This window comes from Paracoccus sp. NSM, from assembly GCF_052379855.1.
Classification (GTDB): domain Bacteria; phylum Pseudomonadota; class Alphaproteobacteria; order Rhodobacterales; family Rhodobacteraceae; genus Paracoccus.
This window is the reverse complement of sequence record NZ_JBQTCG010000001.1, coordinates 394538-416845: the sequence shown is the minus strand read 5'-3', so window position 1 is coordinate 416845 and position 22308 is coordinate 394538. Positions and strand designations below refer to the sequence as shown.

The 22308-nt window shown below is 68.8% G+C and carries 21 protein-coding genes; 10 read left to right on the top strand and 11 right to left on the bottom strand.

Going from position 1 to position 22308, the window contains the following annotated elements:
• Positions 1 to 3 precede the first annotated feature (3 nt).
• The gene (locus ACTZWU_RS01950) at positions 4 to 1389 is read right to left on the bottom strand and encodes a cytochrome ubiquinol oxidase subunit I (RefSeq protein WP_444735667.1); all 1386 of its coding nucleotides are present in this window, start codon (positions 1387 to 1389) and stop codon (positions 4 to 6) included.
• A gap of 3 nt (positions 1390 to 1392) precedes the next feature.
• A complete protein-coding gene (locus ACTZWU_RS01945; RefSeq protein ID WP_444735666.1) occupies positions 1393 to 1947 on the bottom strand; it encodes a GbsR/MarR family transcriptional regulator in 555 nt (184 codons plus the stop codon).
• Between the two features lie 156 nt (positions 1948 to 2103).
• On the opposite strand from ACTZWU_RS01945, the gene ACTZWU_RS01940 reads away from it, so the two are divergent.
• The 4 genes from ACTZWU_RS01940 (at position 2104) to queG (ending at position 5064) form a co-directional block, all read left to right on the top strand.
• Positions 2104 to 2403: a PRC-barrel domain containing protein gene (locus tag ACTZWU_RS01940; RefSeq protein WP_444735665.1), complete on the top strand. Its 300-nt coding sequence runs from the start codon at positions 2104 to 2106 to the stop codon at positions 2401 to 2403.
• Positions 2404 to 2434: 31 nt separating this feature from the next.
• Positions 2435 to 3202: a monofunctional biosynthetic peptidoglycan transglycosylase gene (gene mtgA / locus ACTZWU_RS01935; protein ID WP_444735664.1), complete on the top strand. Its 768-nt coding sequence runs from the start codon at positions 2435 to 2437 to the stop codon at positions 3200 to 3202.
• 61 nt (positions 3203 to 3263) lie between these two features.
• Positions 3264 to 3950, top strand: coding sequence for an FtsZ-binding protein FzlA (fzlA, locus tag ACTZWU_RS01930; RefSeq protein WP_444735663.1), 687 nt, complete (start codon positions 3264 to 3266; stop codon positions 3948 to 3950).
• Positions 3951 to 4053: 103 nt separating this feature from the next.
• Entirely contained in the window at positions 4054 to 5064 is a 1011-nt protein-coding gene (gene queG, locus ACTZWU_RS01925; protein WP_444735881.1) for a tRNA epoxyqueuosine(34) reductase QueG, read from the top strand.
• Here queG and ACTZWU_RS01920 read toward each other — a convergent pair.
• Both ACTZWU_RS01920 and cobA read right to left on the bottom strand, forming a co-directional pair.
• Positions 5061 to 8687 carry a calcium-binding protein gene (locus tag ACTZWU_RS01920; RefSeq protein WP_444735662.1) on the bottom strand — a complete coding sequence of 1209 codons (3627 nt, stop codon included), beginning with the start codon at positions 8685 to 8687 and terminating at the stop codon, positions 5061 to 5063. The genes queG and ACTZWU_RS01920 overlap by 4 nt on opposite strands.
• A 127-nt stretch (positions 8688 to 8814) precedes the next feature.
• Complete coding sequence (cobA, locus tag ACTZWU_RS01915; protein WP_444735661.1) at positions 8815 to 9570, bottom strand: uroporphyrinogen-III C-methyltransferase; 756 nt, start codon at positions 9568 to 9570, stop codon at positions 8815 to 8817.
• A gap of 159 nt (positions 9571 to 9729) precedes the next feature.
• Between cobA and ACTZWU_RS01910 the strand changes: the two genes are divergently transcribed.
• Positions 9730 to 11106 carry a cryptochrome/photolyase family protein gene (locus ACTZWU_RS01910; protein ID WP_444735660.1) on the top strand — a complete coding sequence of 459 codons (1377 nt, stop codon included), beginning with the start codon at positions 9730 to 9732 and terminating at the stop codon, positions 11104 to 11106.
• A gap of 16 nt (positions 11107 to 11122) precedes the next feature.
• Entirely contained in the window at positions 11123 to 11791 is a 669-nt protein-coding gene (locus ACTZWU_RS01905) for an SDR family NAD(P)-dependent oxidoreductase (RefSeq protein WP_444735659.1), read from the top strand.
• 4 nt (positions 11792 to 11795) lie between these two features.
• On the opposite strand, the gene ACTZWU_RS01900 is transcribed toward ACTZWU_RS01905, so the two are convergent.
• A complete protein-coding gene (locus ACTZWU_RS01900; RefSeq protein ID WP_444735658.1) occupies positions 11796 to 12332 on the bottom strand; it encodes a glutathione peroxidase in 537 nt (178 codons plus the stop codon).
• Between the two features lie 26 nt (positions 12333 to 12358).
• A complete protein-coding gene (locus ACTZWU_RS01895; RefSeq protein WP_444735657.1) occupies positions 12359 to 13069 on the bottom strand; it encodes a TspO/MBR family protein in 711 nt (236 codons plus the stop codon).
• 197 nt (positions 13070 to 13266) lie between these two features.
• On the opposite strand from ACTZWU_RS01895, the gene ACTZWU_RS01890 reads away from it, so the two are divergent.
• On the top strand, positions 13267 to 14289 hold the full coding sequence (locus tag ACTZWU_RS01890) for a LacI family DNA-binding transcriptional regulator (protein WP_444735656.1): 1023 nt from the start codon (positions 13267 to 13269) through the stop codon (positions 14287 to 14289).
• Here ACTZWU_RS01890 and ACTZWU_RS01885 read toward each other — a convergent pair.
• From ACTZWU_RS01885 to ACTZWU_RS01865, 5 genes are all read right to left on the bottom strand, one after another.
• Entirely contained in the window at positions 14229 to 15164 is a 936-nt protein-coding gene (locus tag ACTZWU_RS01885; RefSeq protein ID WP_444735655.1) for a molybdopterin guanine dinucleotide synthesis, read from the bottom strand. The genes ACTZWU_RS01890 and ACTZWU_RS01885 overlap by 61 nt on opposite strands.
• Positions 15165 to 15254: 90 nt before the next feature.
• Positions 15255 to 16043: a heme ABC transporter ATP-binding protein gene (locus tag ACTZWU_RS01880; RefSeq protein WP_444735654.1), complete on the bottom strand. Its 789-nt coding sequence runs from the start codon at positions 16041 to 16043 to the stop codon at positions 15255 to 15257.
• Positions 16040 to 17104 (bottom strand): FecCD family ABC transporter permease, encoded by a 1065-nt coding sequence (locus ACTZWU_RS01875; protein ID WP_444735653.1) that lies wholly within the window; start codon positions 17102 to 17104, stop codon positions 16040 to 16042. Before ACTZWU_RS01875 ends, ACTZWU_RS01880 begins: the two co-directional genes overlap by 4 nt.
• Positions 17104 to 17943, bottom strand: coding sequence for a heme/hemin ABC transporter substrate-binding protein (locus ACTZWU_RS01870; RefSeq protein WP_444735652.1), 840 nt, complete (start codon positions 17941 to 17943; stop codon positions 17104 to 17106). Before ACTZWU_RS01870 ends, ACTZWU_RS01875 begins: the two co-directional genes overlap by 1 nt.
• The gene (locus ACTZWU_RS01865) at positions 17940 to 18977 is read right to left on the bottom strand and encodes a hemin-degrading factor (protein ID WP_444735651.1); all 1038 of its coding nucleotides are present in this window, start codon (positions 18975 to 18977) and stop codon (positions 17940 to 17942) included. Before ACTZWU_RS01865 ends, ACTZWU_RS01870 begins: the two co-directional genes overlap by 4 nt.
• Positions 18978 to 19116: 139 nt before the next feature.
• On the opposite strand from ACTZWU_RS01865, the gene ACTZWU_RS01860 reads away from it, so the two are divergent.
• The 3 genes from ACTZWU_RS01860 to ACTZWU_RS01850 are packed head-to-tail and all read left to right on the top strand — an operon-like array spanning position 19117 to position 22305.
• Positions 19117 to 21144 carry a TonB-dependent receptor domain-containing protein gene (locus ACTZWU_RS01860; RefSeq protein ID WP_444735650.1) on the top strand — a complete coding sequence of 676 codons (2028 nt, stop codon included), beginning with the start codon at positions 19117 to 19119 and terminating at the stop codon, positions 21142 to 21144.
• Between the two features lie 40 nt (positions 21145 to 21184).
• Positions 21185 to 21889: a MotA/TolQ/ExbB proton channel family protein gene (locus tag ACTZWU_RS01855; protein WP_444735649.1), complete on the top strand. Its 705-nt coding sequence runs from the start codon at positions 21185 to 21187 to the stop codon at positions 21887 to 21889.
• Positions 21886 to 22305, top strand: coding sequence for an ExbD/TolR family protein (locus ACTZWU_RS01850; protein ID WP_444735648.1), 420 nt, complete (start codon positions 21886 to 21888; stop codon positions 22303 to 22305). The genes ACTZWU_RS01855 and ACTZWU_RS01850 overlap by 4 nt, the downstream gene beginning before the upstream one ends.
• Positions 22306 to 22308: the final 3 nt, after the last annotated feature.

Here is a 22308-nt window from a genome sequence, read left to right as displayed (position 1 = left end):
GCACTACTCCGCCGGGGTGAGGATTTCGATCCCGGCATCGCGCGGCGCCGGATCGGGGGTGGTTCGGTCGCCATGGCTGGCCTTGCGCGCCAGATAGGTCAGCGCGCCCAGATAGGCGACGGTCAGGAAGGCATAGACCGCCAGATAGGCCAGCAGCGTGGACAGGACCATTCCGCCCGACACGTCAGCGACGGATTCCGCCGTGGTCAGCACGCCCGTCACCAGCCAGGGCTGACGCCCGATCTCGGTCACGTACCAGCCCGCCAGCGTGGCCAGCCAGCCCGAGAAGGCCATGCCCGCGAAGGCGTAGATATAGACCTTGGGCAGCCCCTCGATGCCGCGCTTGCGGCGCATGAACCACAGGGCCGACCAGGACAGGGCCAGCATCGCAAAGCCCAGACCCACCATCACCCGAAAGGCGAAGAAGACCGGCGCCACGGGCGGATGCTCGATCACGCCGTCTTCGGTGACGAAATCGTTCAGACCGGGCACGACACCGTCGAAGTCATGCTTGAGGATCAGCGACGCCATGCCGGGGATCGCCACCTCGAAGCGGTTCTCGCGCGCTTCCTGGTCGGGGATGGCGAACAGGACCAGCGGCACGCGGGACTGGGTTTCCCAGTTCCCCTCCATCGCGGCAACCTTGGCGGGCTGATGCTCAAGCGTGTTCAGGCCGTGAAAGTCGCCCGCAAGGATCTGCATGGGGATCAGCACCGCGCCCATGATCGCGCCGAAGCGCAGCGTGGCGCGCACCTCGGCGCCCCGGTCGCCCCAGATCCAGCGCAGCGCCGACAGACCGGCGATCAGGAAGGCGACCGTCAGGCCGGATGCCAGCAGCATATGGACCAGCCGATAGGGCATCGAGGGGTTGAAGACGATGGCGAACCAGTCGGTCGCGTGAACGACGCCGTCGCGCAGCTCGAACCCGGCGGGGGTGTGCATCCAGCTGTTCAGCACAAGGATCCAGAAGGCCGACAAGGTCGTCCCGAAGGCCACAAGCGCCGTCGCGGTCGTGTGCAGCCACCCCGGCACGCGCCGGAAACCGAACAGCATGATCCCCAGGAACGCGGCCTCGAGGAAGAAGGCGGTCATGATCTCGTAGGCCAGCAGCGGGCCCGCGACATTGCCCACGACCTCCATGAAGCCCGGCCAGTTGGTGCCGAACTGGAAGGACATGGTGATGCCCGACACGACGCCAAGCGCAAAGGACAGGGCAAAGACCTTCACCCAGAACCGGTAGGCGTCCATCCATTTCTCATCACCCGTGCGGTTGAAGCGCAGCTTGAAGAACAACAGCACCCAGCCAAGCGCGATGGTGATGGTCGGAAACAGGATGTGGAACGAGATGTTTGCCGCGAACTGGATCCGCGACAGGATGAGGGGATCCATGGTCTACTCCTTTACCTTGCGAAAGGGGATCAGGCGCCCTGCCCCTTCGATCATGCGGTTCAGACGGGCGCCCATGTTCAGCAGCGCGACCAGACGTTCGGTCTCCAGACGGTTCAGCTCGTCGTGAAAATGGGTCATCTGCTCGATGACGGCGCGCAATTCGTCGATGCGGGCGCGAGCGGCCAGATCGCCCTCGGCGGGCTGGGTCATGGCAAGCTCGCGCAGCTTGGTCAGGGTGGGGTCGATCTCGCGCTTGCGGCGCTCGGCAACAAGGGTGCGGACGATCTCCCACAGGTCGTCGGGGGTGGCGAAGAAATCGCGCCGGTCGTCGGGCCGGTGTCGCAGCCGGACAAGGTTCCAGCTTTGCAGCTCTTTCAGCGCCATCGACACATTCGAGCGCGAAAAGCCAAGCGCGGCCACGATGTCGTCGGCGCAAAGCGGATCATCGGCCAGAAACAGCAGCGCGTAGACCTGCCCCACGGTGCGGTTGATGCCCCACCGCGACCCCATCTCGCCGAAATGCAGGATGAACTCCTGCCTGAGAGGAGAAATGTTCATGTTTCGCGCGCTCCGGTCTTTTCGGGAATTTCTGAAATGTCAGATAGCGCGAAAAGGCTGGCACACCACGGGGCCGATTGTCGCATTTCGGCCTCGTGATCGGGAACAAAGACCCCGCAGCCCGGTTGACGCAGCCCCAAGACCGAAGGAGTGACCATGGACCACGCAAATCACCCCCGCCTGACCCCGGACGAAATGACCGAGGCCGTGCTGACCGGCGCTCAGATCTATGGCCCCGCGGGCGAAAGCATCGGCACGATCGCCCATACCCACGGCACGGGTCCCGAACAGGGCGTCGTGGTCGATGTCGGTGGATTCCTGGGAATCGGGGCCAAGCCCGTCATGGTACCGTTGCGCGATCTGGACATGATGCGCGACGAGAATGGCGAGGTTCACGGCCTGACCCGCTACAGCAAGGACGAGCTGAAGGCGCTGCCGGAACACCGTCACGGCTGATCACGGCGCGCTTGACGCAGGCGCGGGCCGCATGAGACACGCGCCCATGCGCCTGCGCCGACCCGCCCTGGTTCCGGAAGACGACATGCCGGATGATGCCGCCCCGCGTCGGGGCGGTTTGCTTGTGACTGGACTGCGGGCCTTGCGTCGGCTGGCCCTGCGGGTGGGGCTGGCGGTGCTGGGGCTGGTCACGATCCTCGCCTTCGTGAACCCCCCGGTGACATTGACGATGCTGGCCGAACGGCGCGACCATCCGCTGGCCGAACGTCGTTGGGTGCCGCTGGATCAGATCGCGCCCGTGATGCAGCGATCCGTCGTCGCAGCCGAGGACGCGAATTTCTGCCTGCATTGGGGTTTCGACATGTCCGAGATCCGCAAGGTCGTCGCTTCGGGATCGAGCCGGGGCGCTTCCACGATCACGCAGCAGACCGCCAAGAACGTGTTTCTGTGGCAGAAACGCAGCTGGACCCGCAAGGCGCTGGAGACCGGCCTGACGCCGGTGATCGAGGCGCTGTGGTCCAAGCGCCGCATCCTCGAGGTCTATCTGAACGTCGCGGAATTCGGGCCGGGCGTCTTCGGCATCCACGCCGCCGCCGCGCATCATTTCGGCACCACGCCCGACCGGCTGACCGCGGCGCAGTCGGCGCGACTGGCGGCGATCCTGCCCGCGCCCAAGACCCGGCGGACGGATCGCGCCTCGGCCCGGTCGCGGGCGATCCTGGACGGGGCGGCCACGATCCTGCGCGACGGGCGGGCAGATTGCTTCCAGCCGCGCAGCCGGGAACGGTCCGGCGGTTGAAAGGCCGGGGGGCCGCGCGTATCAAGGCGCCGTTGCGACACGAAGGGGTCCCGAGCAGTCAATGAATACAAACACCCAGACCACGCGACTCTATCATACCGCGCTTTCGCCCTATTCGCGCAAGGTGCGGCTGGTTCTGGCCGAGAAGAAGATCGAGGTCGAACTGGTCGAGGAACGCTATTGGGAGAACCCGCCCGACCTGAAGCGGCGCAACCCGGCAGGCAAGCTGCCGGTGCTGCGCTACCGGGGCAACATGCTGGCCGAAAGCCAGGCGATCATCGAATACCTGGACGAGGCCGTGCCCGCGCCCTCGCTGATGCCGCAGACGCCGCTTGAACGCCACGAGGTCCGGCGCCTCTGCGCCTGGTTCGACGACAAGTTCAACGCCGAGGTCACCCAGCCCATCCTGGGCGAGCGCGTCTGGAAGAAGCTGACCCGGCAGGGCTATCCCGACAGCCGCGTCGTCAAGGACGGGCTGCGCGCGATCAAGGAGCATATCGACTATCTGACCACCCTGCTGGAGACGCGGCGCTGGCTGGCGGGCAACACGCTGAGCCTGGCGGATTTCACGGCGGCGGCGCATTTCTCGTGCCTCGACTACATCTCGGACGTGGACTGGGACCGCTCCGAGATGCTGCGCGACTGGTATGCGACGATCAAGTCGCGGCCGGCCTTCCGCTCCGTTCTGGCCGATCAGGTGCCGGGCATTCATCCGGCCCCCCATTATGCCGAGCTGGATTTCGGGTAAGCCGCCGGCGGGACGGTTGCGTCCCGCGACCGCCGGGGGGCCGGCCCCCCGGACCCCCCCGGACAGCGCGGATCCGACCGACTGGCACCAGGCCCGCACCGAGATCGAGGCCGAGGCCCGCGCGATCGGCTTTGCCGCGATGGGCGTCACCCGGCCCGACGCGCTGCCTGAACTGCCCGCGCGGCTGGCGGCCTTTCTGGAGGCCGGGCATCACGGGCAGATGGGCTGGATGGCCGAACGCACCTCTTGGCGTGCCGACCCCGCCGCCCTGTGGCCCGAGGCGCGGTCGGTCATCATGCTGGCCGAGCTTTACACCCCCGAGACCGACCCGCTGGCAGTGCTGGACCAGCCCGACCGGGCAGCGGTCAGCGTCTATGCGCAGGGGCGCGATTACCACGATCTGGTGAAGAAGCGCCTGAAGCAGCTGGGCCGCTGGATGCTGGAACGCGCGCCGGGGCATCAGATCAAGGTCTTTGTGGACACAGCGCCGGTGATGGAAAAGCCCCTTGCACAGGCGGCGGGGCTGGGCTGGCAGGGCAAGCACACGAACCTTCTGTCGCGCGATCTGGGCAGCTGGTTCTTTCTGGGCGCGATCTTCACCACTCTGCCCCTGCCGCCCGACCGGCCCGAGCGCGAGCATTGCGGTTCCTGCCGCGCCTGTCTGGATGCCTGCCCGACCGGCGCCTTTCCCGCACCCTTCCAACTGGATGCGCGGCGCTGCATTTCCTACCTGACGATCGAGCACAAGGGGCCGGTCGATCCTGAACTGCGCGCGCTGATGGGCAACCGGATCTATGGCTGCGACGATTGCCTTGCGGTCTGCCCCTGGAACAAGTTCGCGCAGGCCGGGTCCGAGATGCGCTATCGCGGGATCATCGGGGCGCCCCTGCTGGCGGAACTGGCGGGGCTGGACGATGCGGCCTTTCGGGCGCGGTTCTCGGGCAGCCCGATCAAGCGGATCGGGCGCGACCGCTTCATCCGCAACGTGCTCTATGCCATCGGCAATTCCAGCCTGCCCGCGCTGCGCCCCGTGGCGGCGGCGCTGCTGGAGGACCCGGACGCGACCGTCGCCGACGCCGCAAGATGGGCCTGTGCGCGGCTGGAAGAGGGCTAGAACAGGAAATCCTCGGCGCCGAGGCCATTCACGCCTTCAAGGCGGATCAGCATGTCGGCGCGCCGGTCTCCGTCAAGGTCGATCCAGACTTGCGTCTCGTTGCCCGAGACCTGCCACCGGACCGAGCGTTCTCCCGAATGCCCCCCCTGCCCCACATACCCGACGCGCAGAAAGGACAGGTCCAGCCGATCCTCGCCGCGCGTGAAGTCGCGGATCAGGTCGGGCGCATCGACACGGCTGTCGTCGCGGCCCAGCACGCGAAAGAGGTCGCGGCCTCGCCCGCCGATCAGCGTGTCGGCACCAAAGCCGCCGACCAGTGTGTCGTTGCCATCGCCTCCGTCCAGCAGGTCGTCGCCCATCTGGCCGCGCAGAAGGTCATGGCCGCCTGCACCGCGCAGCGTGTCGCGGCCCGGACCGCCCACCAGCGTGTCATTGCCGAAACCGCCATGCAGCAGGTCATGGCCCGGACCGCCCAGGATGCGGTCGGCCCCCGGACCTCCGAACAGGCGGTCACTGCCGCCGCCGCCGAAGATCCGATCATTGCCGTTTCGTCCCTCGATCGTGTCATCCCCGGCGCCGCCATAGAGCGTATCATCCCCCGGCCCGCCCAGGACGCGATCATTGCCGCGACCGGCAAACACAAGATCGGCCCCCGTCCCGCCAAGGATCGTATCGCGCCCTGATCCGGCGCGGATGGTGTCATTGCCCGGCCCGCCTGCGAACCGGTTGTCGCCGATCATGTCCTGCAACAGGTCGTTGCCAATCCCACCGACCAGCCTGTCGTTGCCCGATCCGCCCAGGATGCGGTCGGCGCCCGGCCCGCCGAACAGCCGGTCATTGCCCGCGCCCCCCATCAGGCGGTCGTCGCCCCCCTCGCCGTGCAGGCTGTCGTCGCCCGGCCCGCCATCCATGAAGTCGTTGCCGCCGCCGCCAAATGCCAGATCGTTGCCCGCCCCGCCGAAGATCCGGTCGCGCCCCGCCCCGGCGCGGATCGTGTCATTGCCGTCGCCGCCGTCAAAGAGGTTGTCGCCCTGATCGTCGAACAGCAGGTCGTCGCCCAGATCGCCCTGCATCCTGTCATTGCCAAGGCCGCCTCGCAGCGAGTCGTTCCCCGCGCCGCCCAGCAGCAGATCGTCGCCGTCATCGCCCCAAAGCTGATCACTGCCAAGGCCGCCATGCAGCGTATCGTCGCCGCGGCCGCCATAGAGCCAGTCATCGCCATCCTCGCCATGCAGCACGTCATTGCCGTCGTCACCGTGCAGCGTGTCGCGCCCATCGCCGCCGAACAGCACGTCATTGCCCACGCCGCCGCGCAGCACGTCATCCCCGCCCTGCCCCCACAAGGTGTCGTCGCCGTCATCGCCCCAAAGCTGGTCATTACCGCCACCGCCATATAGCCGGTCGCGGCCTGCGCCACCGCGCAGCGTGTCATTGCCCTCGTCCCCGAAAAGCTCGTCGTCGCCTGCCCCGCCAGCCAGCGAATCGTTGCCGTCCCCGCCCTCCAGCCTGTCGTTGCCGTCCTCGCCCAGCAGCGTGTCGTTGCCGCCGCCGCCGCGCAGCAGGTCATTGCCGCTGCCCCCGTTCAGGTAATCGGCCCCCGCCCCCGCAACCAGCGTGTCATTGCCCGATCCGCCCAGCAGGCGGTTGTTGCCCTGCAACGCCTCGAGGTAGTCGTTCCCGGCCTCACCCGACAGCGTGTCATTGCCGCCTCCACCGAACAGCCGGTCATTGCCGTTGCCGCCATAGAGCAGGTCATCGCCGCCCCCGCCGTGCAGCACGTCATCGCCGTCCCCGCCATAGAGCGTGTCGTTCCCCTCATCCCCGTGCAGGATGTCGTTGCCCGCATCCCCGAACAGCGTGTCGCGACCCTGACCGCCAAAAATCAGGTCGTTGCCGTCCCCGCCGCGCACCACGTCGTTGCCCGCCCCCGCGCGCACCGTGTCGTTGCCGCCCCCGGCCGAAATCGTGTCATTGCCCCCGCCCGCATTGATCATCTCGGGGCGGGCGCCGCCCAGCAGCAGGTTCGCCCCCTCGGTGCCGAACAGCCATTCGGGCGCGTCCGAGGGCGTGCCCTCGGGGCGGATGCGGGACGGGTCCAGTTCCGGCAGCAGGTAATGCGCGACCGGGAACAGCATCTCGTTCGAGAAATCGCCGATGGCCAGCGACCGGCCGTTGCGGGTCTGGATGTCGATGACCATCTCGCCCGCGACGATCAGGACGCCGGTGCTGGTCGGAATGAAGCGCAGCTGCCAGATGCTGCGGACATTGCCCAGAAGCGACAGGTCCAGCCGGTCGATGCCCGGCTCGTAATCGGTGATCGTGACGGTTCCGCGCGTGCGCGTCACGACGAACAGATCCGCCCCGTCACCGCCCGTCAGGCTGATCTGGCGCCCGCCGGTCACCAGGATGTCGTCGCCCGCACCGCCCGACAGACGCGTGGACAGGGCGCCCGCCAGCAACAGGTCGCTGCCGCTGGTGCCGTTCTGCGCGCCGGTCCCCGTCTGCGTGGTCAGGCCGATCCGGCCGGGGTCAAAGACGAATTGCGTGATCCCGGTCTCGGTCGTGCTGGACACGAACAGCATCACGCGGCCCTCGACCACCAGCGCGCGGATCGCGCCCACATTGGCCAGCGTGGTGCCGCTCGCATCCTCGATCGTCACCAGATGCAGCAGCCGCCCGTCCGGCAGCAGCGTAAAGACCGAGATCCCGTCATCCGCGCCGCCCACGAACAAAAGGGTGCGGCCGTCCACCTCGACGCTTTCCATGGCGGTGACGGACTGAAAACGGGTCGTGCGCTCGTCGATGATGTGGTCGGTGCCAATCAGCCGCCCCTGCCCGTCCAGCCGGAAGACCGAGATCGAGTTCGACCCGCCCCCGCCCAGAATGACGAAGGTGCTGCCCCCGACCTCGACCACCTGCAGCTGCGAGGGTTGGTCATATCCCATCCCCCGCGCCGCGACATGCAGGTTGCCCGGCCCGATATGCCCGCTATCCGACACCAGATGCGTAGACACGAAATTGCCGTTCCCCGAGATCGTGACGACGATGGTCTGGCCATCGACCTGCGCCACGGCCACCCTGTCGATCTGGGCGCCGGGCGTCGCGCGGTCCGGCGTCGGGATCGTCAGCGAGGATTGCCGCACCAGCCCGCCATCCGCGCCCACGCGATGCAGGCTCAGCGTCAGACCGCCCTGCGCGATCAGCACGAACTCGCCCCCGGGCAGCGACACCGGTTCCAGCGCGGTGATCCTGCCCGGCGGCAGGCCAGAGGGGAAGGCCGTCCCGAAGGCCGGCATCGCGCCGTTGTCGATCCGGTAGGTCAACCCCAGATTGGTCGCGCCGCCCAACTGACCCAGATGCAACAGGTTGCGCCCGCCAAGCGACAGCAGCGTGATCTCGGGCGGGCCGGAATAGGTAAAACTGTCCAGATATGCCCGGTTCCGCAGCATCTGCAGCGGCAGGTCGGGATCCCCGATCGCGTAGCTGGTCACCCCGCCGCCGATCTGGGTCGCCGCGAACAGCATGAACCGCCCGTCCGATTCGGCAATCGCCAGATCGGTGACGTTGGACAGCCAGCGTTGTTGCGTGACACCGAAGGTTGTCACGTGGCGATAGGTGATCATGATGTTCAACGGCTGCGATGGCCCCGGCCCAGACCGGCTTATGCCTAGGCAGGATGGGCGCTTCGCCGCAGGCTGAACAGCCCCGCTTTTGCTTGGATTTTAACAGATCGTCATGATTTACAGGATGTTAACCCTGTTTCTCCGGATCAGGCAGGGCCAGGGGGCCATAAAGGATCAGAGCCGGTTGGTCGGGAACAATCCCCTCAAGACGCCGGGCCAAGGCCTCGATCGTGGTCGGCTCAAGCCGCTGTTCGGGATGGCCCACGGCCTCGGCAAAGAGGGCAGGCGTGTCGCCCGGCAGGCCATGCGCGCGCAGGCCCGCGACCAGTGCGGGAAAGCTGCGCTGGCCCATGAAGACCGCCGTCGTGGCCTGCGGATCGGCCAGCGCGGCCCAGTTCACATCCTGCGGCAATTGGCCGGTCACATCGGCACCGGTGACGAATTGCAGCCGCCGCGCGGTCAGGCGCCGGGTCAGCGGCATCCCCGCTGCCGCCGCCGCCGCGCTGGCGGTGGTGACGCCCGGCACGATCTCGAACGGGATGCCCGCCTGCGCCAGGGCGACCAGCTCTTCCTCGAGCCGCCCGAAGATGCCCGCATCGCCCGATTTCAGCCGCACGACGCGGCGCCCCGACCGGGCGTGATCCACGATCAGCCGGTTCACGGCCTCTTGCCGGGCCGAGGGTCGGCCCGCACGCTTGCCCACCGCGATCAGCTGGGCATCCGGGTTTGCGTGATCCAGCACCGAGCCGGATGCGAGGTCGTCGAACAGCACCACCTCGGCCTCGGCCAGACGGCGCGCGGCCTTCAGCGTCAACAGTTCGGGATCGCCCGGCCCGGCAGAGACCAGCGAGACAAGCCCGGTTGCTGGCGGCGTTTCGGTCACGCTGTGGGGCATCCTTGTTCTGGCGCGGTCAGGGCGACAGCTATAGCAGCCCTGCCCGGTGTGACAATGGCGCGCATCCCCTTGCCGCCGAAAGCAGGGCGTGATCGGGAAACTTTTCGACGCTTTCGCGCGTGTTGGTGCAACGGGAAAGGGCAAATCATGACGGTCATCTGCTGGTTCCGGCGCGTCCTGCGTCTTGACGATCACCCCGCGCTGATCGCGGCCGCCCAGGCGGGCGCGGTGATCCCGCTGGTGATCCTTGACCCGGCCGAGGCCGCGGACCACCCCGCCAGCGCCATGCGGCAGGCCCTGTCGCTGCCGCGTCTGGATGCCAGCCTGCGCCAGCGCGGCAGCCGCCTGATCGTCAGGCGCGGCAACCCGGCCGAGGTGATCGAGGCCCTATTGCTCGAAACCGGCGCGACCCAGATCCATGCCAGCACGGGCTTTCCCTTTGCCTCGGATCACGGGCTTCGGGCGGCGGCGGAGCGCGGCGGGGCCAGCCTGCACCTGCATCCGCTGGCCGATCTGGTCGAACGGGCCAGCCTGCGGACGCAGACGGGCGGGCCATACAAGGTGTTCACCCCCTTCTGGAAGGCGCTGCGCCAGCAGGACATCGCCCCGCCGCAGGACGCGCCGCGCCTGTCCTCGCCCGATGACTGGCCCGACAGCGACGGGCTGGACTGGCCCGAGGCGCGGGCGGCGATGAACCGGGGCTGGGACGTGGTCGCCCGCCATACCCGCCCCGGCGAGGACGAAGCCCATGCCCGCCTGTCGGAATTCCTGGACGGCCCGCTGCCGGATTACGACACGCATCGCAACCACCCCTTCCGGCCCCGCTCCACGTCCGGTCTGGCCGATGCGCTGGCCGTGGGCGAGATCAGCGCCCGGCGCGTCTGGCACCGCGCTTTGCCCGCCTTTCACGACGGCAGGCCCGGCGCCGAGGGCTTCCTGTCGGAACTGGCCTGGCGCGAATTCGCCCGCGACCTGCTGCACGAATCGCCCCGGATGAACCAAAGCTGCTGGCGCGAGGAATGGGACCGCTTTCCGTGGAAGCGCGACAATGCCGATGCCGAATGCTGGCGGCGCGGCCAGACCGGCGTGGGCATGGTCGATGCCGGCATGCGAGAGCTTTACGCCACGGGCCGGATGCACAACCGCGTGCGGATGATCACGGCCAGCTACCTGACCAAGCACCTGCTGACCGACTGGCGCGTCGGGCTGGACTGGTTCGCGCGCTGCCTGACCGATTGGGACCCGGCCTCGAATGCGATGAACTGGCAATGGGTGGCGGGCTGCGGGCCGGATGCCTCGCCGTTCTTCCGGGTGTTCAACCCCGATGGTCAGGGCGACAAGTTCGACCCGAAATGCGCCTATCGCGACCACTGGATGCGCCCCGCCGGCGAGGGCGCCCGCGATTTCGCCGCCGCCGCGCCCCGGTCGTGGCAGATCGACCTGACGCGGCGGGCCATGCCGTCGATCTCGTTGGCGCAGGGGCGGGCGCGGGCGCTGACCGCATACGAGGAACTGAAATCCTGACAAAGGAGAGGACGGGATGGAAAAGGCACTGATCCTTGGGGCCTCGGGCGGGGTCGGCGCGGCGCTGGTGGATCGCCTGCGCGCGCAGGGCGTGGCGGTCACAAGCCTGTCGCGCAGCGGCGACGGGCTGGACCTGACCCGCCCGGACAGCGTCGCCGCCCATGCCCGGGCGCTGGCGGATCACCGCTTCGACCTGATCTTCAATGCGACGGGCGCGCTGGTCATCGACGGGCGCCAGCCGGAAAAGACGATGGACGCACTGGACCCCGAGGCCATGGCCGCGCATTTCGCGCTGAACGCCACGGGCGTCGCGCTGGTCATCCGCCATTTCGCGCCGCTGCTGTCGCGCGAGGGGCGGCCCGTGCTGGCCTCGCTGTCGGCGCGGGTCGGCTCGATCGGGGATAACGGGCTGGGGGGCTGGGTGTCCTATCGCGCCGCCAAGGCCGCGCAGAACCAGATCATCCGCACCGCCTCGATCGAGTGGCGGCGGCGCAATCCGCGCGCGGTGCTGGTCGCGCTGCATCCCGGCACGGTGGCCACGCCCCTGACGGCGAAATATGCCGGGCGCCACCCGACGATCACCCCCGATGAAAGCGCGCGCGCGCTGCTGGGCGTGATCGAGACCCTGACCCCCGAGGATACGGGCAGCTTCCGCGACTGGAAGGGACAGATCGTGCCCTGGTGACGGCTCAGCCCCGCAGATGCGGCGCGAATCCCTGACGGATCGCGTCCGCGCCGGGCCGGGTGAACGAATTCCAGGTGCCTATGACCTGCCCGTCCGGCCCCAGCAGAACCTTGGCAAAGTTCCATTTCGGCACGAACCCCGTCTGCTGACGGACCCACGCATAGAAGGGATGCACCTCGCCGCGCGCCACCGGCAGGATGTCGGTCATCGGCAGGTCGATCCCGTATTCCATCTCGCAATATTCGCGCACCTCTGCCCCGGTCGCCAGCTCTTGGTTGAAGTCATTGGATGGGACGGCCAGCACGACCAGCCCCTGCGGGCCATAGGTCTCGTGCAGGGTCTGCATCTCGCGCAGTTGGCCGGAAAACCCGCAAAGCGAGGCCGTGTTCACCACCAGCACCGGCTGGCCGCGCCAGGCCAGGCTGTCCAGATCGCCCCCGTCGATCGAGGGAAAGGTGAAGCCCGGCGCCTCGGCCGCACGCGCGCGGCCCGTCAGCGCGCCCATCGCGGCGGCCAGTCCAAGAAATACACGACGACGCATCAGAGCCTCCTGTTGATGCGTGAAGCCTATCTGCGCGCGTAAGCCTGCCAGATGCGACCGGACAGCGCAATCGCGGCCAGGGCGGCCAGCGCAACGATCACCCAGTTGCCGCGCGGCGCATTCGCGGCAACGACGCCCAGAAGCGCCCAGATCACCGCCGCCGGATAGGCCCATTCCAGCGGGCGGCGCGACTGGATCGCCAAAGCGGCCCCGGCAATTCCGATCAGGCACAGGATCGCAGCCACCTGCGGCGACAGCCAGCCATGCCCGCCCAGCCAGACGCCGATGGACACGCCCGAGGCCGCCGTCAGCCAGCCCGCATAAAGCGCGACGGGGCGCGCCTCCAGCCACGGATGCCCGCGCCCGGCCCGGATCATCGCGGTGACCGCCGTGGCCATCATCACCAGGATCATCACCGTGGCCAGACCCGGCAGGCGGTTCGCGACCGGGATCCAGAAGAAGCCGACGCCAAGGCTGGCCAGCAGCCACAGCCGCATCGGACGCCAATCGCCGTCACCGGCATGGCGCCAGAACCCGTAGCCCGCGCCAAGGATCAACCAGGCATAGATCACCCCCCAGATCGAGAAGGCCCAGCCCACGGGCTGCACCGGCGGGTTCTCTTGCGGGATCGGGAACAGGTCGGGGCGGTAGCCCGCGAATTCGGGAAAGATCACGGGCGAGGCCGCAAAGGCCAGGGCGGCGATCAGGACGGCGATGGCCAAAGCGCGGTTGCTCATGGTCTCTCCTCGATGCGTGGGAACATGGGATAACGCGCGCGCATTGCGGGCGTTCCCGCCTTCTGTTGCGATGCTTGCGCCAGTAAGCATCGGGCGTCTATGATCGTTTTCGCGCCGCGACATGCGGCGGCCAGATCGCGGCGCATCAGGGGGCGCCGCGACCCCCGGAACGACCCCGACAAGACGGCAAGCAGGACATGAGGCTCAAGGAATTCGCCCGGCTGGTGGGCATGTCGCAAACCACCGTCAGCCGCGCGCTGAACGGCCACCCCGAGGTGAACGAACAGACGCGCGCGCGCCTGATCGCCGCCGCGCGCGAACATGGCTACAGCCCCAACGCCCATGCCCGCTTTCTGGCGATGGGTCGCGCGCCGGTCATCAGCTGCGTCATCCCGATCACCGGCCGGAACGAGATCGTCAACCCGATCTATGCCGATTTCCTGGCCGGGGTCGGCGAGGAATGCGCCCAGCACAAATACGAGATCAACCTGACCGTCCTGCCCGACGAGGAACAGGAAGCCGCCTATCGCAGCCTCAAGTCACGCCAGATGGTGGGCGGCGTCATCGTGCAATTCCCGCAGCATGAGGACCCGCGCCCGGCGCTGCTGGACAGGCTGGGCATGCCCTATGTGGTGCATGGCCGGGTCTCGGGGCGGACAGCGCCCTATTCCTGGGTCGATGTGAACAACCGCCGCGCCTTTGAGCGCGCGACGGGCTTCCTGATCCAGCTGGGCCACAGACGCATCGCCCTGGTCAATGGCGACGAACGGCTGGACTTTGCCCATCGCCGCCGCGAAGGCTATCTGAACGCGCTGCGCGAGGCGGGGCTTGCGCCCGGCGCCGACATGCCGGGCGGAGAGATGACCGTCGCGCATGGCTACGCCGCGACGATGCATCTGTTGCAGCAGCAGCCGCGCCCGACGGCGATCCTGTGTTCCTCGACCATGATCGCCGAGGGCGTGCGGCAGGCCGCCCAGGAATCCGGGCTGCAACTGGGCCGCGACCTGTCCGTAGTCTGTTTCGACGACGACCTGTCCTATTACAGCAACCGCGATGCGGTGCCGGAATTCACGGCGATGCGGTCCTCGGTGCGGCTGGCGGGGCAACGCATCGCCGCCATGCTGATAAACCGGATCGAGACCGACGACCCGACCCCCGTTCAGGAATTGCTCGAGGCCGAACTGGTCGTCGGCCGATCCACCGCGCCGCCCAACAGCTGATCGCGCCAGGGCCGCGCGGCCAGCACGGCGGCAGCGGCGGCGTCCAGCGCGGGCTGGTGTCCGAAGCCCAGGATCTGCCCCTCATCGGCCAGCGCCGTGATCGCGGGATGCGGCATCAGCAGCGGCGCCAGCGCATCGGCATCGTCCAGATGGCGCAGGACATGGGCCAGGACCGTCACCTCGGCCTCGTCGCGGCAGGCAAAGCCGTCAGCCGCGCGCACGGCCTGCCCGATCAGCGAGGGATAGACCTCGGTCAGCACCACGCGCGCGCTGTCGCAGGGCTGAAAGGGCCAGACCGCGATGCCCGGCGCGCGGCGCAGGCGGTTCAGCCAGGCGATGCCCGTCAGGCTCTGGGCGCCGACCGCCCCTGCACCCGCCAGCTGAAACACCGATTTCGGACGCGCCGTGCCGCTGGCGGCCTCGGTCGCGCGGTGCTGGGGCAGGTCGGGATGGGCGCGGGGCTTCAGGCGCGGCAGATCGGGCGTGGCCAGCTTGCGCCCGTCGCCCCAGAAGACCGGCTGGCCCAAGGCGCGGTTCATTGCCGCCGCCAGATCACGGTAATTGCTGCGGTTGCGGTCATCGTCCTGATGGGCCGCGCCCAGATGATCCCACAGGGCCAGCGCACCCGGTTGCCCGGTGATCCGCCGCGCCAGCCCCGCCGGATGGCCAAAGGCGAAATCGGCGCCGACCAGCACACGCTCGCCCGTCTTGCGCGCCCGCGACAGGGCGCAGCCCAGCAGCTTCCATGCGCGGCGGCGCGTCTCGGGGTTCTGGGCGGGGGCGCGGTCGCTGCCGATCCAGATCGAATCGCGGCCCCTTTTCGGCGATCCCGCCGCCGACCAGTCGAGGATCATGATGCGGTCGAACAGTGGCAAAGGCGGCCTTGGTGCAGGGCGACGGATAGGGTCGCGGGTGGGGTCATCCCGCCAGATTGGGCAAGGCCCGCGCCGGGGGCAAGCCCCCGGTCATGCGGCACTTTGCGGCAGCAGCCAGACGCCTTGGTCGGGGGCGTGACGCACCCGCAGGGGGCAGCCATAGGCGCGCTCCAGCAGGCGGTCGGTCAGAACCAGATCGGGCGGTCCCTCGGCCAGCACGCGGCCTGACTGCAACAGCAGCACGTGATCCGCGACCATCGCCGTCAGGTTCAGGTCATGCATCACCGCGACCGTGCCGCCACCGGCCTGAGCGTGGCTCTGCGCCAGTCGCATCACGGCCAGCTGATGGGCGATATCAAGGCTGCTGACGGGCTCGTCCAGCATCAGCCACCGGGGTGGGCCGTCCGGCTGGGGCAGCGCACGGATCTGGGCCAGCGCGCGGGCCATTTGCGCGCGCTGCTGTTCGCCGCCCGACATGTCCTGCCACAGCCGCCCGGCGTGACCGGCCAGCCCGACCTCGGCCAGCGCGGCGCGGATCAGCACGGCGCGTTCGGGCGCGGTCAGGGGCAGCCCGTCCAGCGCGATGCCCACGATCTCGGACGCGGTGAAGGGGAAACCGATGGCGCTGTGCTGCGGCAGGACGGCGCGCTGACGGGCCAGAGCCTCGGGCGGCTGGCCAGCGATGTCGGCGCCGTTCAGCGTGACGCGGCCCGCCTGCGGCGCGACCTCTCCGGTCATGGCGCGCAGCAGCGTCGTCTTGCCCGAGCCGTTCGGCCCGATGATCGCCGTCACCTGCCCGGCCTTCGCCGTCAGATCGACGCCGTGCAGCACCATGCGCCCCGACAGCGCGATGTGCAGGGCGGATGCAGAAAGGCTCATCCCAGCACCTTGCGGTTCGACAAGAGCACCCACAGGAAGAACGGCCCCCCGATCACGGCGGTGATGATCCCGATGGGCAATTCGGCGGGCGCCACGATGCTGCGGCTGATCATGTCCGCCGCGATCAGCATGGTCGCGCCCAGAAGGCCCGAATTGACCAAGAGCCAGCGATGATCCGGCCCCTGGATCAGCCGCAGAAGATGCGGCGCCACGATGCCCACAAAGCCGATCCCGCCCGAAATGGCGACCGAGGCCCCCGTGGCGGCCGAGGTTCCCAGGATCGCCGCCGCCTTGACGCGCTGGACGCGGATGCCGGTATGCGCGGCCACGGCCTCGCCCAAAGCCAGCGCGTTCAGGCCGCGCGCCAGGAAGGGCGCGCAGGCCAGCCCCGCCAGAATGACGGGCGCGGCGGCGGCCAGCTTGGTCCAGCTGGCGCCCGCCAGCGAGCCCATCCCCCAAAAGGTCAGGTCGCGCAGCTGCGCGTCATCGGCGGAATAGACGATCAGCCCCGACAGCGCGCCCACCATCGCGGCCAGCGCGATCCCCGCCAGCAGCATCGTCGCAACCGAGGTCTGCCCGCCCCGCGTCGCCACCGCGTAAAGCACCAGCATGGCGACCCAGCCGCCCGCAAAGGCCGCCAGCGGCACCAGATGCCAGCCCGCGAAGGCCGCGATGGCGGGCGGCAGCATCCCGCCCAGAACGATCGCCGCGATGGCGCCCAGCCCGGCGCCCGCGCTGACGCCCAGCAACCCCGGATCGGCCAGCGGGTTGCGAAAGAGGCCCTGCATCACCGCGCCCGACACAGCCAGACCCGCCCCGACCAGCACGCCGGTCAACAGACGCGGCAGGCGGATCTGGAACAGCACCACGCGGTCAGTCACAGCGACCTCGCGCCCCGCGATCAGGTCGCGCAGCACCGCCAGCCCCGACACGCCCGAGGCCCCCTGCGTCAGCGACAGGGCCGACACGACCAGCAGCGCCGCCAGCAGACACATCCCGACCATGCGCCCGATATGGCGCCGGTCGCCTTCGAGGCGCAGGCCAATCTCGGTCGCAACCATCACGGGGCCTCGTAGAGGGCGCGGTGCAGGTCCAGCGCGGCCTGCCCGGTGCGGGGGCCGAAGCCCAGCAGATACAGCCCGTCCATGCGGATCACCCGACCCTTTTGCGCGGCAGGCGTGGTGCTGATCGCGGGCATGGCCAAGAGCGCCGCGTCCGAGGCGCCGTGATCGCTGTCGCCCTCGCCCCGGTTCATCATCAGGATGATGTCGGGCGCGGCGGCGGTGATCGCCTCGTCGGTCAGGGGTTTGTAGCCGGAAAAGCCCGTCACGGCATTTTCGGCCCCGGCAAGGCGCAGCATCGCATCGGCGCCGTTCTCCTGCCCCGCCGCCAGCACGCGCCCGCCTTGAAGCGACAGGATGAACATGACGCGGGCGGGCTGATCGACGGCATCGCGCGCGGCCTCCAGCGCGGCGAAATCGGCGCGGATCGCCGCCAGCGGCGCAGCGGCGGCCTGCGGCGTGCCAAGCGCATCCGCGACGGCCTCGATCCGGGCAATCACCGAGGCCTCGTCCTCGCCCGAAGCGATCTGGTGGAGCGGGATGCCCGCCGCTTTCAGGATATCCACCGTTTCGGGCGGGCCCGCGCCTTCCTCGGCGATGATCAGGTCGGGGCGCACCGACAGCACGCCCTCGGGCGAGAGCGCGCGGACATAGCCCACATCGGGCAGGTCCAGCACCTCGGGCGGATAGCTCGAGGTCGTGTCGCGCGCCACGAGCCGGTCGCCCTGGCCCAGCACGTGAACGGTTTCCGTCACCGCACCGCCAAGGGCCAGAACCCGGTCGGCCAGCGCGACCGAGGGCAAGGCCAGCACCGCCAGCAGAAGCGCCGCACCCCTCATGCGGGGACCTCGACGCCCGGCAGGGACGCGACCAGCGCCGCCCAGCCCTCGGCATCGCCGCCCTTTTCCGGGCGCCTGCCGAAACATTGCCAGATCAGTTCGCCCGCCGCGTCGAAGGCCTCGACCGACAAAGCCGGGCCGCGCTTGGTGGGTTTCTCGACGGCCCAGACCTCGGCCACATGGTCGGCGCGCAGATGCAGGTTGAAGCGTGCATCCATCACGTTCAGCCACGGCCCCATCGGTTTCAGGCTTTGCACCGGGCCCGAATGGATCTGGATGCAGCCCATGTTGCCGACGAACAGCATCACCTGCTGGCCCTGAGCCAGCAGCGCGCGGAACATCGCGTCCGACGCCGCCGCCGCCAGAGGCCGCGCCCAGGGCGCGCCCACCAGCCGATAGGCGCCAAGGCGGTTCATCTTCAGCCGCCGGACCAGCGTGTTGAACTGATGCGTGTCGGTCATCGCCGCCCATTCGGCGCGCAGAGCCTCGGCCCGGTCGGGCGCGATGCGGGCGCCTTCGGGGGCGGGGGCGGGGGCGTAATCGGACAGGCCGTGCTGATCGGGCAGCGCCAGATCGGTCCGCAGCCAGTCCCACGCCGCCAGATCGCTGGTCTCGCGCAGATGGACCTTGTGGACCGCAGCCCCCGCCGCATCGAAGACCTGCACCGACCGGCGCGTGCCCGATGGCGTGTCGGCCTGAACCGCGAAGGCATGGACCCAGTGGCGCGGAAAGATCCGCAGGTCGATTTCCGCATCCAGCGTCATCGCGGCGTGGTCGCCGTCGTGGAAGTCGTTGTAGGTGCCGATCTTCTCGATCACGCAGGACCGGTTGCGCGTCAGGGCCATCACCTCGCCCAAAGCCTGCACGGCGGGGATCAGGCGCCCCGGCGTCGGGTCGATCCGGGTGGCGCCATGACCCAGCTCGGCCTCGACCAGTGCGGCTTCGGACAGGCCAAGCTGCGCGGCAAGATCATAGGGGCGCAGGGCAGCGTCGCGTTTCAGTTCGCGCAGGCGCGCGGGCGTCAGGTCATTCATGTCAGGCCTCGATCCAAAGCGGTGGCGGGCATCTGGCTGACAGGCTGGACGCTATTCTTGACATCTTTAGTAAGATTCCTTACGCGGCGCAAGACGCCAGCCCGATGCCAGCGCGAACACGCGACGCAAAGGGACAGACATGCGCGGAAACCTGACGGCCTTGGCCGCCCTTCTGGGAACGACCTTGATGACGACGCCGCTTCTGGCACAGGAACAGGCGGACGGGTTGCTCCTTGACCCGATCGTGCTGCGTGCGGGCACGGAAAAGGTCGCATCCTCGGTGCCGCAATCGGTGACGGTGGTGGATCAGGACCAGCTTGACGACCTGAACCCCGGCACGATCGGCGATGTGCTGGCCAATGTGCCGGGCGTGCAGGGCGTGGGTTCGGCCGGGTTCTTCGGACAGGGCTTCAACATCCGCGGCTTCGGCGCGACGGGATCGGCCGCCTCCGAGGCCGGGATCGTCCAGATCATCGACGGCGAGCGGAAATACTACGAAAGCTACCGTCAGGGGTCTTTGTTCGTGGAACCGGACTTTCTGAAACGGGTCGAGGTGCTGCGCGGGCCGGGGTCGTCCACGCTCTATGGCGCGGGCGCGCTTGGCGGCGTCATCGCGATGGAGACGATCGAGGCGGGCGACCTGATCGCCGAGGGCCGGACCAGCGGCGGGCGCGTGCGTCTGGGCTATGCCAGCAACCCCGACACGGCGCTGGCCAGCGCGGTCTGGGGCTGGCGCCCGACCGACGGGTTCGAGGCGGTCGCGGGCCTTGCCTTCCGCAAGCTGGGCGAGACCGAGGATGCCGACGGCAACACCATCGTGCGGTCGAATTCGGAAACGCCGAACCTGCTGCTGAAGGCGCGGCAGCAACTGGGTGACCATTATGTCGAGGCCAGCTATCTGCATCTGGAAGCCGATGGCAGGGATCAGGACTACAACCAGATCGACGGCCCGCAGGTCGGGCTGTTCCCGAACTTTCCGGGTTGGGGCGTCGGCGACATCCTGACCCGCGACCAGACCGCGCGTCTGGTCTGGGGCTACAACCCCGCCGACAATGCGCTGATCGACGCGCGGGTAACGCTGTCCTATACGAACACGATCAAGGATGTGCAGCAGGGCTCGGTCGCGGCGGAGCCCATCATGCCCAGCCTGCTGGGGCGGCGCGATTATGCGCTGTGGAAGCTGAACGTGCGGAACGTCGCGGACCTGTCGGGCGCGGGGCACGAGCATTACCTGACCATCGGCGCGGAAACCTCGCGGCAGGACCGGTCCTCGACGACGATCTCGTCCTCGCATCCCGAAGCCTTCACCCGGCAGAACGCGATCTATGCCCTGTCCGAGGTGACGTTGGGCGCGCTGACCGTGAATACCGGCCTGCGCCAGACCTGGCAGCGGACCGAGCCCAAGGACAGCGTTACCGTCAGCGATGACCGCCTGTCCACCAACGCCGCCGAGCCGCAGATCGCCGCGATCTACCGGCTGAACGACAATTGGCGGGTCTTTGGCTCTGCCGCCGATGTGCGCCGCATCCCCACCGTGGACGAGCTTTACGACGGCTTTGCCGGCGGCGCCGCCTCGCCCGACCTGCGGACCGAAAAGGGCCGCAACCTGGAAATCGGCTTCAGCTATCGCGGCGGCGACCTGCTGGCCCAGGGCGACGAGGCCGCGCTGCGCGTCACGCTGTTCCGCAACCATATCCGCGACATGATCGTGCGGACCAATGGTCGCGCACCCACCCCCGCCTATCAGAACATCGACCGCGCCACTCTGCGCGGCGGCGAGATCGAGGCCAGCTATGCCAGCGCGGGCTGGCAAGTAGGCGCCTCGGTCACGGTGGTCGAGGGCGAGGATCAGGACGGCGCCACGTTGGACACGTTGCAGAACAACCGCCTGATGCTTCAGGCCAGCTATCGGCTGTCCGACAGCTGGAAGATCGGCGCGCGCAGCACGCTGGCCGATGGTCGCGAAAAGGCCAACGGCACGCATCGGTCGGGCTATGGCGTGCATGACATCTATGCCACCTGGACGGCGCCCGACAGCGTGGCGCAGGGGCTGGAGGTCAATTTCGGCGTCGATAACGTGACCAATCGCGATTATACCCCGGCGACATGGCTGACCGGTCCTGCGGCCGGGCGGAATGTCAAACTGACGCTGACCAAGGCGTTCTGATCCGCCCCGAAAGGCGGGATGGCAGACAAGGAGCCACCGAATGAACCAGATGACCGAGACCCTGTCCGCCCTGCCCCTGATCGGCATGATCCGGGATGGCGGCTGGACGATGTGGCTGATCGCGGCCCTGTCGGTGCTGACGCTGACGGTGGTTCTGTGGAAGCTGTGGTCGCTGTGGCGGCTGGGGGTCTGGGGTGGGCGCCATTCGCGCCGCGCCATCCAGCTGTGGTCCGAGGGCCGCTGGCGCGAGGCCATGGCCGAGGTGCGCGGCCGCCCCTCGGCCCGCGCCCGGGTCGTGCAGGCGGCCATCGGCACCACGCTCGACCCCGCCTTTGACGAAAAGGCCGCCCGCGAGGAAACCGCGCGGGTGGCGCGACAGGCGCTCTATCGCTCGCGCGAGGGGTTGCGGGCGCTGGAACTGATCGCGACGATTGCGCCGCTTCTGGGCCTGCTGGGCACGGTTCTGGGCATGATCGCGGCGTTTCAGGTGCTGCAAAGCTCGGGCAATCAGGCCGATCCGTCGGATCTGGCGGGCGGCATCTGGGTCGCGCTGCTGACCACGGCGGCGGGGATGGCGGTGGCGATCCCCGCAGGCGTCGCGCTGTCATGGTTCGAAAGCATCAGCGACCGGCTTCAGGCGGATCTGGAGGATTTGGCCACCCGCGTCTTTGTCGCGGCACCCCGCGCCCTGTCGCGGCCCGAACCGCAGGCGGATGAGGACTGGCAACGGCAGGCCGCGGAATGAGCCACACGGACGACACCGAGGGCTTCGATCTGGGGCCAAGGCGGCATCCCCGGCGGATGTCGCTGACGCCGATGATCGACGTGGTGTTCCTGCTGTTGATCTTCTTCATGCTGGCCTCGCGCTTCGGCATGGATGCGGTCCTGCCCGTCTCGGGCGGGACCGGCGGCGCGGGGACCGAATGGCAGGGACCCCCGCGCCTGCTGGACGTCACGCCCGACGCGCTGCGCCTGAATGGCGCCGAGATCGCGCCCGAGGCCCTGCCCGACGCCTTGGCCCAGCTGATGCCGGTCGAGACCATGCCCGATGGCGGCGCCGTCATCCTGCGCCCGCGCGACGAGGCCGACCTTCAGCGTCTGGTCGCGGTGATGGACCTGCTGCGCGCGGCGGGTTTCACCGACCTCATCCTGATCGAGTAGCCC